A 15116-nucleotide genomic window follows, 5' to 3' on the forward strand; every position below is an offset into this window, starting at 1 on the left:
TCGGGTCAACTGAGCTCCGCCAAGCCACCCCGCACTCCGCCTGTGGAAGCAAACACAAACCCAGCAAAAGCCGTGCGCCGTCCCAGAAGGCATGATCCGGACCGGAGGAAACGCCTGACCCAAGCCGCGGCTGAAGTGCTTGAGCGTGATGGGATCTTGGCCCTCAACCACAGAGCCGTTGCTGCCTACGCCGACGTGCCTCTGGGATCCATTACCTACCATTTTGATGATCTGGATGGCCTGCTGGCCGCCGCGTTGGAGTGGATCAGCGAAGGCGAACTGCGTGTCCTTGAGCAGTGGCGCCTTTCATGGGACCTGCGCGAAGACCTCGAAAACGCGCTGGTGGACCTTGTGCTTCTCTACACCAACGACAGGCGGGATGTGAGCATCCTTGAATATGAAGTGCATGTTCTGGCCTACCGGCGACCGGCCTTGCGCCCCTTAAATCAAAGGTGGGAGATCGCGTTTGCGGGGATACTGAGGCCTCACCTTTCTGAGGACGACATCAGACTGGTGATTGCGATGTTCGACGGAATCATGCTGTACGGCCTGGGCCTGGACGAACCGTTGGATGAAGGCTGGGCCAGAGCGTCACTGCGAAAAGTGCTACCTTTGTCTTCCTAAATCACGGAAAAATACCAGTTTGGCCGTTCCGGTTGCGGTGGAAGGCGTGCCTGCCCACATTGCGTCTGGTGAAAATGTGAGTTTGTTGCGGCTCTGCCCGTGGCGGAATGTTGTTTGCCGGGGGCTGTCGGTTATTAAGGTAGTCCTCCCCCGGACGGGTCCCGGGCCGCAAATATCCTTGCTTCTCCCGATATAAGTGTGAACGCCACATCCCGGCAACACTCGAACTCATGCCCCACGCTGGACACTGTCCAAGGCCTTGCCAAATACGGACACGATCTCCTGGATGTCGGCCGTCGTGTGTGCTCTGCTCAGGAAGATGAGGCCCTTGCGGGTCATGTAAATGCCGCGGCCGATCATGGCTTCACAGATTTCGGTGACGAAGTCCCGGTCAGAGGCGTAGGCTCCTTCGACTGATCGGGGATCCTCGATCAGCCCGCATAGGATTTGGACGAGTGATCCGATTTGGTTCACTCTGATGGAAATGGACCGTGACTGTCCTTCTTGTTCGAGCCCTTGGCGCAACTGTGAGCCGATGCGGTCGAGATAGGCGTAGAAGCTGGGTCCTTCTTCAGCGATCTCGGCCAGTGTTGCTCTTGCGGCGGCGACGGAGGCCGGTGTGCCGCTGTAGGTTCCTGCCGCTGGCACGGTTCCGTCTTCGAGGCATGCCATCGCTTCCTGCGTCCCAGCAACCATACTGATGGGGAAGCCGTTGCCCATGGCTTTGGCGTAGGTGCCCAGATCCGGGGAAACGCCAACGATGCCCGCGGCCCCAGACGGGGACACCCGGAAGCCGGTGACAATCTCGTCATAGATCACCAGCGCCCCGTGGTCATGGCAGATGTCCTTCAAGCCCTGGAGGTAGCCGGGGGCGGGTTCGAAGGTTCCGAAACCGGTGAGGAAGGGCTCCATGATGACCGCAGCTGTCCGGTCTCCGATCTCATCCATGAGGCGGGCGAAGCCGTCCAGGTCGTTCCAGGTCGTGACCAGTATGCCTTCGGGGATAGCCGAGCCGTCCACTGCGGGCTGGATTGCCAGGCTTCCGGGAGCTCCCCCAGCGCCGTCCTGCGTGGACGGGCCCTGGACGTCGTAGCCAGGGATGTTGACGTAGACCGGGTCAATCCACCCATGGTAGTGCCCGTGGAATTTCACTATGAGGTTTCGGCCGGTGGTTGTCCGGGCCACCCTGATGGCTAGCTGGACGGCTTCGGTGCCGGTGGTCATGAAGGTGACCTTGTCGGCGTATCCGAGTTGCTTAAGGACTGCCTCCGCCAGCGCAGTTTCCCCCGGGGTTGATCCGCCGAACTGGATGCCGTTGTCAAGGGAGCGGGCGGCGGCACGGTTTATTTCAGGGTGGGCATGTCCCAGGAGCACGGGACCGTGCGCCATGACGCAGTCAATGTATCGGTTACCGTCAACGTCCCAAAGGTAGGCTCCCTCGCCCCGTTCGAAGACCACCTGGTGGTCCCTACGCCGGACGAGAGAGACCAGCCCGCCGGGGATCACTGCCTTGGCGCGGTTGTGTTCATCGGTGGAGGTACTGATGTCCAGTTCTTTGTTCTTGAGCGACGTCTTTGTCATGGCTGAACCATTCCTTTCGGGCTACCGTGTATGTCGGTCCGTGGTTAGTTAGGGCTGTGCGTGTGTTGGCTGCGGGTCAAGCACTGCGCCGTCTACGGAATGGATGGCCCGGTGGTGGTCCCCGTGCGGCAGTATCGAAAGGACAGTGGAGTCTTCGGTCTTGGCGTCAATGGTCGCTGGGTATTTCGGTCGTCCATGTTCTTCTACGCCTACGAGCTGGTTGGTCTCGAGGCTGCTCGAGTCCTGTTCTTTGCGGTGGGTGTACATCGAGGAGAGGTTCCTTATTGAGGCGAGGGGGCGGTTAGTTCTGGGGCGACGTGGAGGATTGGAAGTAGCCGGCGGTGGACCCGCCGTCCACCGCGTACGTCATGCCGTTGGCGTAGGTGGATTCGGTGAGGTGCCGGGCAATTCCTGCGATTTCGATGGCCTGCGCGAAGCGTCCGAGCGGCACGGTGTTCCGGTAATAGTCTTCGGTGCCTTCAGGGGACTCTTTGAAGATGTGCTTCATCATTGCTGTTTCGACGAAGCCGGGGCAGATAGCGTTTGACCGCACTCCGTCGGGTCCGAAGTCCAGTGCCATGGACTTTATGAGCCCGACAACTCCGTGCTTTGAGGCGACGTAGGCAGCAAGGTCCTGGGCGCCGGTGGTTCCTGCATCGGAGGCGATGGCGATGAAGGAACCTTTGGATTTCTTGAGGGACTGGATGGTGGTGCGGGCGGTGACGAAGGCGCCGGTGAGGTTGACCGCGAGGACCCGCTGCCAGTCCTGAAGTGTAGTGGTTTCAACAGTGCCGCTGGGGGCAATGCCGGCGCAGGCGATGACGGCGTGCAGTGAACCGAAGGCCTGCTCCGCTTCCGCGACGATGGTGATCAGGGCTTGTTCATCGGTGACGTCCGCGCCGCGGGTGAGCGTTTGAGCACCTCGGAGGTCGGCCTCAGTTGCCAGGTCCGCGAGCCGGGCTTCGTCCCGGTCGATGGCCACGATGTTGTGAGTCGTTGCGAATTCCAGTGCGACGGCGAGGCCGATACCTCCGCTTGCTCCCGTGATGAGCGCGGTGGGCCTGGGGCTGGCGGTTCGGTCCGAGGGGTGCTCTGCGGGGTTAGTCATTGAGTGGTGTCCTGAAGGTCGATGGCTTTGAAGGCCTGCAGCGTTGCTTCTACGTCTGCAGCGGTGTGGGCGACGGAGAGGAACAATCTGCCGTGCGGCAGGAGGAACAGACCGTGAGCAGACAGGGAACGTGTCCACCGGTCCCAGGTACTCCAGTCGGTGCTGTCGAACCTGTCCGCTGTGGTCGGGCTCGTGTCGGCGAATAGAAGCTGCACGATTGGGCCGAGATGGTGGACGTTGACGTTTATCCCTTCACCCGCGAAGATCTCCTGCAGACCTGTGGCCAGGGACTTGGCTGTCGCGCGGAGATTATCGTATGTACCTGGTTCGGCGAGGGTATCCACAGTCGCGATCGTCGCGGCGGTCGCGGCGGCGTTGCCGTTGTAGGTTCCCGCGTGGACCACGCCTTTGGTGACGAGATCGATCACGTCTGCCCGGCCGGCGATGGCGCTGATCGGGAAGCCGTTGCCCATGGCTTTGGCATAAATGGCGAGGTCGGGCACGACTCCATAGACTTCCACCGCGCCGCCGAGGCCGACGCGGAAGCCTGAGATGACTTCATCGAAGATCAGAAGCGCACCGGCCTGGTTGCATTCCTCCCGCAGGGCGTGAAGGAAGTCAACGGTGGGTGCAATGACGCCGCTGTTGGACATGATCGGGTCGATGATGACGGCTGCGATGTCTTGTCCGTGTCGGGAGAAAACGTCCGAGAGGGTTGCGGGGTCATTGAATTCGACGACGAGGACGTCATCAAGGCTGCGCGGGTTTTGCCCGAGGCTGTTGGCGACGGGGCGGTGGCCGCCTGGGTGGCCGTGGTAGCTCAGGAGCATGGTGTCGTGCCAGCCATGATAAGCGCCGGCGCATTTGACGATGAGATTTTTTCCCGTGGCTGCGCGTGCCAGGCGCAGTGCCCCCTGGACTGCTTCGGTGCCGGTGTTGTTGAACAGTATGCGTTCGAACGCGGGAAGGCAGTCCAGGAGACGTTCGGCTGCGCGGCGCTCCCCAGCGTGGATGGCTCCGAAGACCTGGCCCTTGTGGAGTTGATGCTGAACGGCCTCAGTCACTGCTGGGTGGTTGTGGCCAAGTATCGCCGGGCCCCAACCCAGCACGTAGTCGATGTAGTCGTTTCCGTCGACGTCGGTCAGGTGGCTCCCCGAGCCATGATCGAAGGAGAGGGGCTGGGGCTGCAGAGCCCGCCTGAGCCCGGATGCCACGCCACCGCCGATAAAGCAGGCGGCTCTGTCCAGTTCCTCGGCAGAGCCGTGAATAGTGTGGGCGGTGCTGCTGGTGGTCATGCGGGATTTTCCTTTAGGAGAGGTGGCGGGCTTTCTGCAACCCTCAGTTACAGTTCCTGGCGCCCGATGCGAAGGTAAACAGCATTGTTCTTCTTGCGCAGGACGAGCGCGTAGACGATCCCTACGACGACGGAGCCGTAGAAGAGAGCCATGAGAGCGGCTGCGAGGGTTTCGTCGCCACCGATGAGGACCGCGACATTTTGTGTCGCTAGAACGAGCGCAACGACCAGTCCGAGGGCGGCAACTGCCGGGGCGACCGTGTGCTTCCATATCGAGACAGGTTCGGCTGATGGGATCCTGAAGTATCGGACGACGGCGACGCTGGTCATCAGGAGCAGGAGGATCAGGGCGTAGCCTCCGATCCCGATGAGCACCGCGTAGATGGTGAGGCCGTCAACATTGGCCAGGACGAGTGCCATCAGGAAGAGCACGGCAATCACCGAGGTCACGATGGAGGCGCGGTGGGGTGAGCCGTGTTTGTGGTGTACCTCGCTCAACGCGGCCGGGAAGATCCGGTCCATGCTGAGGGAGTACACGTATCTTCCGGTGACGTTGTGCGTGGCGAGGTTGGCGGCGAAAATGCTGGTTACCAGCAGGACGTTCACGATGTCGGCCACGGTCTTGCTCAGGAATGCAGTGACCGAGGCCAGAACGGTTCCTGTGGGGTCGGTCGCTGCCTGGTCCACGATCTGGCCTGCCCCGACTCCAGTAATCTGCGCCCAAGCTGAAAGGGCGTAGAGGCCCGCCATCATGGCAACGGCGATGTAGGTGGCCCGGGGGATGGTCCGCGCGGGGTTCCGGGCTTCTTCCCGGAAGACCGCCGTCGCCTCGAATCCCGAGAAGCAAACGATGCCGAACAGCAAGGCGAGACCGACGTTGCCGGAGAGGATGTTGCTGGCTATAAACGGTTCGGCGGAGACGCCTTCGGCTCCTCCGGTGGCGAAGACGACAGCGTTATAGGCGATGATGACGATCAGTTCGGCGATCATGAAGTAAGTCAGGATTTTGGCTGACAGGGTGATGCGGAAGTAGCCGAAGGTTCCGGCCAGTGCCATGAGCACCAGGACCCAGACCCACCAGCTGATGTCGGGCCCGTTGAAGACGTCCCTGACCAGGGTTTCGAGGGCTATGCCACCGAAGGCATAGCCGCCGACAAGGATGAAGAAGTAGGAGATTACGGCTAGGAAAGCCGCACCCAGACCGGTCGGGCGGCCGAGGCCGGCTGTGATGTAGGCGTAGAAAGCGCCGGGGTTTGGAAGCCGTCGGCCCATGGCGGTGAAACCGACGGTGAAGAGCAGGATCAGGGCGCCGGCAACGGCATAGGCCATTGGTGCGCCGAGCCCGTTGCCGGCGCCGATGATAACGGGGATGAAACCGATAAAAACGGACAGCGGGGCGTTGAAGGCCAGAACGGTGAAGACGATGTCTGCGGTGTTCAGTGTCCCGGTCAGCTTGTGAGAGCCTTGGGGTTTTTTCAGATCGGTCGCTGCCGGGAATATCTCAGTCATAGCTGTATCCCTTGAACATGTTGGGGAGGGGTAGGGGTTATTGCTTGAGGCTGGCAGGTTGGGGGGTGGGGGCGCTGCCTGTTGCGACAAACTGTTCCAGCCAGTCCTGCAGTTCGCGGACGGCATGGGGTTCTGACCAGTGGACGGACAGCGGGGTGAGGCTGACACGTCCCTGGGCCAGGGCCGCGAAATCGGTGCCTTCTTCTTCGATGAAGGGGGCACTTCCTTCGTGGTTGACGCCAAAAGTGAAGTAACCACGGAGTGAGCCGTAGGTCTCGACCTGGAGTTCATTGCGCTTCCATGCACGTTTTCCGAGTCGGGTCAGCAGGGGGGCTGCGTCACCGCTGGGTTGGCCGGGAACGTTGACGTTGATCACGGTTCGGGTAGGCATTCCGGCCTTGAGGACTGCCTCGGCCAGCCAGATAGTGAAGTCGACGCCGAAGTCCCAGTCGTAGCCGTCAAGGTCGACGAGACGAAACAGCCCGTCTCGGGACTGCTGGGAAGCTGCGATCGCGGGCAAGCCGAAGAGCGAACCTTCGATGGCTGCACCGACGGTGCTGGAGTAAGTCGAGTCATCGCCGAGGTTTCCGCCCTCGTTGATTCCTGAGAGGACGAGTTCGACGTCACGTGCGAGGTCGGACATCAAAGCCACCCGGACGCAGTCGGTCGGGGTACCGTCGCAGGCGTACACGGGGTTCGTTTCGTCGCCGTCGACCTGGGTGAACAGGACCGGGGGCCGAAAAGTGGCGCTGCGGGAGGTCCCGCTGCGGGGAACGGCCGGGGCCATGGTGATGACGCGGTGCCCTGCCTTGATGAGTCCGTTCCGGAGGGAATGCAGTCCGGGGGACTCTACTCCGTCGTCGTTGACCAGAAGAATGCTCATTTGGTGGTTCCTTTCAGGCTCTTGCGGCCCGGCAGCCATCGTGTGGCGCCGGGAACGGTTGTGGGCTGGCCGGTGACGGCCCATTCGGCTGCGCTGTAGCCGGCGATTGCACCGGAGGTCACGCCTACGCCGCCCAGACCGGTGCAGGTGATCACGGAGTTGTCGCCCGGTTCGGGACCGATGATGAATTCCTCGTCGGCGGTGCAGGGGTAGAGGCCGGTCCAGCCTGCGTGGGCGGTCATGCCGGGAACATGGAAGCGTTCGGTGATGGCCTCCTGGACAGCGGCCACGTAGCTCGGTTCCACTTCGCCACGGAAGTTGTTCGGGTCGGCGATGGGGTGGCCTTCGACGACCTTATAGGTGTGGAAGCCGGCCAGTAGGGTGGTTTCGTCGAACTGGCGGAAGTACAGGGCTTCCTCGTCGGAACCGGGCATGTACAGATTGACCATTGGCACGGTGTAGCTCAACGGCTTTTCCAGCGTTACCTTGACGATGTCGTGGACCTGGGGAAGGACCGGGACGGGATGTCCGAGCATGTCGCCGACAATGCCGGCCCATGCTCCTGCAGCGTTGATGACTACGTCAGCGACCACATGGCCGTCGGATGTGCTGAGCAGGTGTGTGCCATCGTCCTGCCGAACGTGTCCGAGGATTTCTGCCTTCTTGTAGACGGCGCCTAGTTCCACGGCTTCGGTCACGAGCGCCTGGCACATGATTTCACCGTTGACGGTGCCGTCCCTGGGACCGAAAAGACCGCCGGCCAGGTCGGTGGTGTCCAGATCGGGGACAAGCTGCTGAAGTTCCTCGCGATTGATCAGCAGGGCATCTTCGGGACCGAGGCCAAGTTCCCGCTGAACCTGGTTGACAGCTTCGAGGCGCTCGAGGTCAGCATCGCTCCAAGCCACACGGACGTTGCCGATTCGTTTGAGCGGAAGCCCGTGCTCGGCTTCGAGACGGAAGAACAGTTCGCGGGCCCGCATCCGCAGTTCGATGTGCAGGGGATCGACCGTCTGGACGTTGTAGATGGCCGCGGAGCGCCCGGACGAGCCGCTGGCCGGGGCATCACGTTCGATGAGGGTAACGGAGGCGCCGAGTTCCACTGCCCGGCGGGCTGCTCCGGAGCCGGCTGTTCCGGCACCGATGACGGCAATTCTGATAGTCACGGAGTAGATCCTTCTTCGCTGGGTGTTCCTGTCTCGAGGGACTCGAGAATGTAGAGGTTGGCCCTGGTTCCGGCGTCCACGAGAATGTCTTCTCCGGTGATGCCGGAGGCCAGGTCGCTCAGGAGGAACAGGACGGTGTTGGCGACTTCGTCGCTTGTGTTCATTCGGCCCAAGGGTGTGCGCTTGAAGTTGGTGCGCATGCTGTGCAGCATTTCCGGGGTCACCGACTCTGCCGCCATGTCCGTCAACGTCCAGCCAGGACTCACCGAGACCACCCGGATGCCAAGGGGCCCGAGCTCGACTGCTGCGGCCCTGGTGAGTCCGAGGAGGCCTGTCTTGGCTGCGACGTAGCTCGCGTAGGGCCCGTCGGCTCCATGGGCGTCGACGGAAGCGATGTTCACGATGGCGCTGCCCGGGCCCATGGCGCGCGCTGCGTGCTGCATACAGGTGAACGGTGCGGTGAGGTTGATTTCCAGGACACGCCGCCAGCTCTCCGCGGGGGTATCGAGAAAGGCGTATTCCTCCGCGATGCCAGCGTTGTTGACCAAGCCGTCGAGTCGTCCATGATGGTCAAGGATCCCAGCAAAGGCGTCCCGGACCTGTGCGTCATCTGCGACGTCAGCAACATGGATGCTGATCCTCGAGCCTTTGCCAAGTGGCGTACCTGCTCCGGCTGAGAGTCTTCCGGCCGCTTCTTCAAGTGTCGCTTTGGTGCGTCCGATCAGCGCTACTGCCGCTCCGTGTGCAAGGACGGTCCGGGCCATCTCAAGGCCAAGGCCCCGCGACCCTCCAGTGATGGCAATCGTTTTACCCGTAAGGTCCGTCATATCTTCTTACCAACCCTGCAGCCCGCAACGGGGGTGCATTCAGATGCGTGCTTGTGGCGAGACATTCCGTGCCTCTTTCAGGTACCGTGCGAAGTCGCCGCTATCGATGACGGCGCGGGCCTGCGCGAAGTTGTTCTGGGCGTACTTCTGGTATGTCCACCCATCGAGCGGGACGGTCTCGTTTCCGAGGATGGGTTCTGCCATTAGTGCCCAGGCCCCGTCACGCACCCCGGCGACCAGCCGCATGAGTGCGACGCGGGCCCGCTCGCCATCGCCGAATTTCGGGTCATAGCTGGAAAGGAACAGCTCGGTTTCCTCATCGCTCAGCTCGGCCTGGCAGGCGAAAGAGCCCAGCTCAAAGGCTACCCATCCGTTACCCGCGTAGTCGAAGTCGACCATCATGAGCCGGTCCTGGAGGAGGAGGAAGTTCTGCGGGACCAGGTCGCTGTGGCAGAAACCACGCGGCGCCTGGGAGTTGGCGAAAAGGGCTTCGATCCTGAAGCAGGCAGCCAGCAGGATTTCCAGGTCCTCGGGAGCATTTGCTCCTTCGGCGTCTCCGAGCTCCACAAAGGTGCGGAGATCATCGAACGGTGAGAAGTCACGGGCTGTCGTGGATCCCTTCTTCAGTTCCAGCAGAGTGTGGGCCACCAGGGGGATCAGCTTCTCTGTGCGGACCACGTCGGAGTTCACCGGAGTGGAGGCGATGTACTCAGAAAGGAAGTGCCCTTCCGGGAGCAGCGAGGCCACGATCGTGGGGGCCAAGCCCAGCGCTGCTGCGTCGTGCTGGGCGATGAGGGCCGCCTTTCGGTCCACTCCCCAGCGCTGGGCATCGGGAGCGCAGACCCGCAGCACGTAGGAACCGGCAGGCGAGTCGATGCGGACGTTGACATTGCTTGCCCCGCCGGAGAGGGAAGTGATTTTCAGGTCACCCCGCAGCTCCGGCGTGTCCATTTCAGCGATGATCTTATTGATTCGGTCTTGGGTAGAAGGGGACAGGGATGGGTCATTGGTGATGCTCATGAGGTCTACCCCTTCCGGAAGCTCAGAGTGCGCGGCCATGGGAGATCGCTACGTGTTTGAGGTGCATGTGCTCTTCGATAGCGTGGATCGACAGGTCGCGGCCGACCCCGGACTGCTTGTATCCGCCGAAGGGCATTTCCGCAGTGGTGGGGCCGTGGTCGTTGACCCAGACCGTGCCCGCCTCGATCAGGGCGGAGCTGACGAGTGCCCGGTCCACGTCCTTCGTCCAGACAGACGCGGCCAGGCCGTAGGCGACGCCGTTGGCTTTGACGACGGCTTCCTCGTCGGTGGAGAAGGAGCTGACCGATACGACCGGCCCGAAGATTTCTTCCTGGACGATCTCGTCCTCCTGTCGCACGTTGGTGACAACGGTGGGGGAGTAGTACGCGCCGCTGAGATCCGGCCTTCCGCCGCCGGCAGCTACCCGGATGTGTCCGGTGGCCCGTGCCCGGTCAACGAATCCTGCCACGACCTCCTGCTGCCGCTGGGAAACCACGGGGCCCATCTCCACCGACGGATCAACAAAGCCGTTGCCAATCACAAGGGAATTCGCGATGTGAGATACGCGCTCCACGACTTCGTCCTTAATGCTCTCGTGGGCGTAGATGCGGGTCGCCGCGGTGCAGTCCTGGCCGGAGTTGCGGTAGATGGCGCCCTTCATCGTTGCGGTGAACTTCTCCAGGTCCGCGTCGTTGAAGACCAGGACCGGGGCCTTGCCGCCGAGTTCGAGGTGGACAATCTTCATGGTGTCGGCGGCCTGGCGCATGATGGTCTTGCCAGTTGAGGTTCCGCCTGTGAGGGAGACAAGGCCGACGTCCTTGTGTCCGGCGAGGGCTGCGCCCACTCCGGAGCCGCGGCCCGTGACGACGTTCAGGACGCCGGCGGGGAGAATGTCGGCGATGAGCCGGGCGAGGAAGAGCGTGGTCAGTGAGGCCTCTGTCGGCGGCTTAAGCACGACGGTGTTGCCTGCTGCCAGGGCAGGGGCGATTTTCCAGCTGGTAAGGCCCATAGGGTAATTCCACGGAGTCAGGGCGGCCACGACGCCGACAGGTTCGCGGCGGACGAAACTGGTAATGCCGGGCTTGTACTCGCCGGGGGCAGGAGTGGTCATCGATCGGGCCGCGCCTGCAAAGAACCGGTACTTGTCGGCTGCGGAGTGCATTTCCGCGATCGCGTCAGCCAAGGGCTTTCCCACGTCGCGGGATTCCAACGTGCCCAGCTGCTCGGCGTTGGCGTCGATGGCGTCGGCGATGGCGAGCAGCTTGACTGCACGATCCTTCGGTGTGGTTGCCCGCCAGGAGAGGCCGGCCTTCTTGGCGCTGGCCACGGCTGCTTCCACGCCCTCAACGCCCACATCCAGAATGCCACCGATAACGTTGCCCGTGGCCGGTTCGTAAACGTCCAGGTCGGAACCCGACTGGTATTCGTCCCCGCTGATAATGGGCTTCAAAGTGGCTATGTCGATCATGGTGATGCTCCTCACAGATTCAATGCTACGTAAACAAACGTACAGTTAGATGGGTCTCGTGTAAAGGCCCGGTTTCGAATGAGATTTTTCATGAAGCAGCCACCGGGAGGGCCTTGCCTTACGGTGCTGTAGCGGCTAGAACTTAAACATACGTTTGTTTAGATACTTTAGCCGCTTGACCTCGAGGAGAAGCAATGAAAATACTGGCATTGGGGGGATCCGGGGCCATGGGCCACCTGGCCCTCAGCACCCTTGCGCAGGTGTCCACGCCGGACGAGATCGTCGTAGCGGACCGGAACAGGGCCGCAGCCGAAGCCGTTGCCAACGAGCTCAAGCTCGCCGGCATTAATGCATCCGCCCTTGAACTGGATGTAACTGACGATGCCCGGCTTCGTGAAGTCCTCGCCGGCTTTGACGTGGTCATGAACAGCGTGGGTCCGTTTTTTCGCTTCGGTGTCCCGATCCTGAAGGCGGCGATCGCCACCGGGACCAGGTATTACGACATTTGCGACGATCCGGAGCCAACCCTGGAGATGCTGGGGTTGGACGCCGAGGCCAAGGCCGCCGGCGTCACGGCGATCGTCGGCGCCGGGGCGAGTCCGGGATTCATGAACATGCTCGGCGTCCTGGCAACCCGAGGACTGACCGACATCGAAGACGTAACCTCAGCATGGTCCTTCAACAGTAGTTACCAGGACTGGGACCTTCTGCGGTCCTTCAAAGGCCAAAGCCAGGCTGCACTTGAGCACTTCTTTGAACAAATCACCGGCACGGTGACAGTTCTGGACGGCGGTGAATACGCCCAGATGCCCGCACTCGTCCCGTACCCCATCGACATCCCGGGCCTGGGTAAGGGCAGCGGCTACATCGTGGGCCATCCCGAACCCATCACCTTCCGCGGCAGCTTCAGGCTGAAGGGGGATTGCCGAAGCCTCTGCCTTGTGACCCCAGAGCGGGCCGCCGAATTCAGCATCTACAAAGCACGCATTGAATCCGGCGAGCTGACGGTGGGTCAGGCCGTCGACCTCCTGGTCGCCCGCGACGCCACGGTCCGGGCCCAGGCCTCCCGGGATGCGTCGCAGTACCCTGGGGTGGAGGACCTTCCCATCTACTTTGTCGCTGCGACTGGGCGCAGCGATGGGCAGCGTGTCACCCAGTTCGCCGCTACCCGCAACAAACCCGAACCGATGGCCATCGGCACCGGTGTCCCTTTCGCAGTCACCGTGGCCACCACCATGGGACGGGATCTGCCGGCAGGAGTATTCCCGCCCGAACGCATCCTCTACACCGAACCGTTCTTTTCCCTGGTCGCTGAACACTGGAACGTCCCGCGCGCGGAACTCCTCTACGAGGGCTCCACGGTTCTTGCCTGAGCACTAAGTTCACCCCGACACCTTCTCCACCGTTGAGGAGCCCCCGCGTCCGCAAAATGCCGATGCAGGGGCTCCTCATTCCTTATCCCTCTTTCACTACCGGGCGACCGGCTCTTTACATGCCCGCCACCACAAAAGGAGCGACAATGTCCCAACGTCAAAACATCTCATCAGGATCAACAGGGGAGTCCCTACTGGGCTATTCCCGCGCCGTCAGAATCGGTAAGCACGTCGCCGTTGCCGGCATCACGGCCAATACCGGCACGGGGCCCGTGGGCGGCGACGATGTCGCAGCCCAGACCCGCGAAATATTCAACCGCATCGGGGACGCCCTGAAAGAGGCAGGTGGCTCCTTTGAGGACGTCATCCGCACTCGGATCTACCTCACCAACATGTCCGACCTCGAAGCCGTGGGGCGCATCCACGGGGAGGTTTTCAGCGGAATCCGGCCGGCAACCGCAGTCCTGCATGTCCAGTCCCTGGCCACGGCCCAGCTCCTGGTGGAAATCGAAGCGGACGCCGTGCTGAGCTAAACGGAACGGCGGATGCCGGACACGGCTTCACCCAACAGAAAGTCTCCGCACCCACATAGGGTGCGGAGACTTTCTGTTGATCACCTGGTAGCGCACTATACGGCACTGACCTGGTTGCGGAGCGCCTTCTTGTCGACTTTGCCCACAGACGTGAGCGGCAGACTGTCGATGACCTCAAACGTGTCAGGGATCCACCAGCCGGGAACGCGACTCTTGAGGCAGCCCCTGAGCTCGGCGACATCGATCGAGGATCCCGCCTGTGCGACCACGAAGGCCACCGGGCGCTCCCCCCATCGTTCATCGGGCCGGGCTACGACAGCGACATCGACGACTCGGGGACTGGAACGGATGACTTCCTCTAGTTCAGCGGTCGGAATCCACTCGCCTCCGGACTTGATAAGATCCTTCATCCGGTCTTTTAGCCGTACGTACCCGCAGGAGTCGATCGTCGCGAGATCACCGGTGCGGAGCCACGGCCCGTCCATTAGCTCGTCTCCCGCGGCCGGGTTGCGGAAGTAGCCGGACGCGGCATGGGGGCTGGACAGCTGGATTTCCCCGGCCGAGGAGCCATCCCAGGGCAGCTCCTTCCCGTCGGCATCGACCAAACGGGCATCGACCATGGCGTTCAGCCGTCCGGCGCTCAGCAGGTAGGGAATTGCCTGGGCAGTCCCGTCCGTTTCCCGGGGCGGCCTGGAGAGCGACACGTTGGGGCTGGTCTCCGTCATACCCCATCCCTGCAACACAGTCACTCCATGGCGGGCAAACCCGTCAAACAGCGACTTCGTCATCGGCGCACCGCCGGTAACGGCGGTTTCCAGTGAATCCAAAACCCCGGGATTCCGGTTGGCCGCTTCCAGCAGCGAGCTCAGTACCGTGGGAACACCAGCGGTAAACGTGACCTTTTCGGCATGGATGAGGCGCGCCAGGGCGTCCCCGGACGTGTCCCTGCCCGGCAGCACGATGTTGGCGCCCGTCAACCCCGCTGCGTGGGGCAAGCCCCAGGCGTTGGCATGGAACAGAGGCACGATAGGCAGGATGGTGTCCCTGCTTCCCACGCCCATTCCGTCAGCCAGACAGATGCCGAGTGCGTGCAGGAAATTTGAACGGTGAGAGTACAACACACCCTTCGGCAACCCGGTCGTGCCGCTGGTATAGCAGAGTGCTGCTGCCTGCCGCTCATTCAGCGGCACCGACGCTCCGGGATTTGAGCGTGCAGAACCAAGGAACTCCTCGTATTCGTCGGTTTCGATTTGTATGATCTGTTCGACCCGGGGTGATCGCCTAAGTAACGGGATGACCTGCCCGGCGACCAGGGCATCGACGAAGACCAGGCGGCTGCCCCCGTGCCCTATGACGTATTCGAGGTGATCTTCGCTCAGCCGTGGATTCACCGTGTGCAACACCGTTCCATTGGCGGGCACCCCCAGGAACAACTCCAGATGCTGGCGGGTGTTGAAGCCGATGGACGCCACCCGCTCGCCCTGTCCGATACCGTACCCGTGAAGTGCCGCGCCAAGCTGCCGTGCCCGGAGCGCTGTTTCGCGGAAAGAATATCGTGCTGTTCCTGAATCCGTTGCAACGGACAGCGTCGCAGATGCGGTTGCGGTTTCCATTCGCCGCAGAATCCGGTCCAGCGTCAGGGGCCAGTCCTGCATCAACCCGCTGAGTGGTTGGCCTTGCGGGACTTCCTCACCGTTGTAGGCAGCACCGTTCATGGTGGTTCCTTCCTCTGC

14 protein-coding genes are annotated in these 15116 nt (G+C 62.2%); 3 read left to right on the top strand and 11 right to left on the bottom strand.

Translation table 11 applies throughout. The annotated features are described in order from the left end of the window. Positions 1–42 precede the first annotated feature (42 nt). The gene (locus AB4Z15_RS07990) at positions 43–624 is read left to right on the top strand and encodes a TetR/AcrR family transcriptional regulator (protein ID WP_442016947.1); all 582 of its coding nucleotides are present in this window, start codon (positions 43–45) and stop codon (positions 622–624) included. A 228-nt stretch (positions 625–852) separates the two neighbouring features. Here the strand turns inward: AB4Z15_RS07990 and AB4Z15_RS07995 are convergent, their stop codons facing one another. From AB4Z15_RS07995 to AB4Z15_RS08040, 10 genes are read right to left on the bottom strand one after another with little or no spacing between them, the layout of a single operon-like run. After that, on the bottom strand, positions 853–2205 hold the full coding sequence (locus tag AB4Z15_RS07995) for an aspartate aminotransferase family protein (protein ID WP_442016849.1): 1353 nt from the start codon (positions 2203–2205) through the stop codon (positions 853–855). A 48-nt stretch (positions 2206–2253) separates the two neighbouring features. Beyond that, complete coding sequence (locus tag AB4Z15_RS08000) at positions 2254–2472, bottom strand: hypothetical protein (protein WP_442016850.1); 219 nt, start codon at positions 2470–2472, stop codon at positions 2254–2256. Between the two features lie 34 nt (positions 2473–2506). Then, a complete protein-coding gene (locus AB4Z15_RS08005) occupies positions 2507–3313 on the bottom strand; it encodes an SDR family NAD(P)-dependent oxidoreductase (protein WP_442016851.1) in 807 nt (268 codons plus the stop codon). Then, positions 3310–4608 (bottom strand): aspartate aminotransferase family protein, encoded by a 1299-nt coding sequence (locus AB4Z15_RS08010; RefSeq protein ID WP_442016852.1) that lies wholly within the window; start codon positions 4606–4608, stop codon positions 3310–3312. The genes AB4Z15_RS08005 and AB4Z15_RS08010 overlap by 4 nt, the downstream gene beginning before the upstream one ends. Positions 4609–4655: 47 nt before the next feature. After that, positions 4656–6116: an APC family permease gene (locus AB4Z15_RS08015; RefSeq protein ID WP_442016853.1), complete on the bottom strand. Its 1461-nt coding sequence runs from the start codon at positions 6114–6116 to the stop codon at positions 4656–4658. Between the two features lie 37 nt (positions 6117–6153). Then, positions 6154–6999, bottom strand: coding sequence for a 5'/3'-nucleotidase SurE (gene surE / locus AB4Z15_RS08020; RefSeq protein WP_442016854.1), 846 nt, complete (start codon positions 6997–6999; stop codon positions 6154–6156). Then, positions 6996–8162: an NAD(P)/FAD-dependent oxidoreductase gene (locus AB4Z15_RS08025; RefSeq protein WP_442016855.1), complete on the bottom strand. Its 1167-nt coding sequence runs from the start codon at positions 8160–8162 to the stop codon at positions 6996–6998. The genes surE and AB4Z15_RS08025 overlap by 4 nt, the downstream gene beginning before the upstream one ends. Continuing rightward, complete coding sequence (locus AB4Z15_RS08030) at positions 8159–8989, bottom strand: SDR family NAD(P)-dependent oxidoreductase (RefSeq protein ID WP_442016856.1); 831 nt, start codon at positions 8987–8989, stop codon at positions 8159–8161. The genes AB4Z15_RS08025 and AB4Z15_RS08030 overlap by 4 nt, the downstream gene beginning before the upstream one ends. 39 nt (positions 8990–9028) lie before the next feature. Beyond that, the gene (locus tag AB4Z15_RS08035) at positions 9029–10009 is read right to left on the bottom strand and encodes a phosphotransferase (RefSeq protein ID WP_442016857.1); all 981 of its coding nucleotides are present in this window, start codon (positions 10007–10009) and stop codon (positions 9029–9031) included. Positions 10010–10031: 22 nt separating this feature from the next. Further along, positions 10032–11477 (bottom strand): aldehyde dehydrogenase family protein, encoded by a 1446-nt coding sequence (locus AB4Z15_RS08040; protein ID WP_442016858.1) that lies wholly within the window; start codon positions 11475–11477, stop codon positions 10032–10034. 194 nt (positions 11478–11671) lie between these two features. Between AB4Z15_RS08040 and AB4Z15_RS08045 the strand changes: the two genes are divergently transcribed. Then, positions 11672–12850 (top strand): saccharopine dehydrogenase family protein, encoded by a 1179-nt coding sequence (locus tag AB4Z15_RS08045; RefSeq protein WP_442016859.1) that lies wholly within the window; start codon positions 11672–11674, stop codon positions 12848–12850. Between the two features lie 146 nt (positions 12851–12996). Further along, complete coding sequence (locus tag AB4Z15_RS08050) at positions 12997–13383, top strand: RidA family protein (protein ID WP_442016860.1); 387 nt, start codon at positions 12997–12999, stop codon at positions 13381–13383. A 95-nt stretch (positions 13384–13478) separates the two neighbouring features. On the opposite strand, the gene AB4Z15_RS08055 is transcribed toward AB4Z15_RS08050, so the two are convergent. Beyond that, the gene (locus AB4Z15_RS08055) at positions 13479–15098 is read right to left on the bottom strand and encodes a long-chain-fatty-acid--CoA ligase (protein WP_442016861.1); all 1620 of its coding nucleotides are present in this window, start codon (positions 15096–15098) and stop codon (positions 13479–13481) included. Positions 15099–15116 lie beyond the last annotated feature (18 nt).

The sequence above is a fragment of the Paenarthrobacter sp. 2TAF44 genome (assembly GCF_052114885.1).
Lineage (GTDB): Bacteria > Actinomycetota > Actinomycetes > Actinomycetales > Micrococcaceae > Arthrobacter.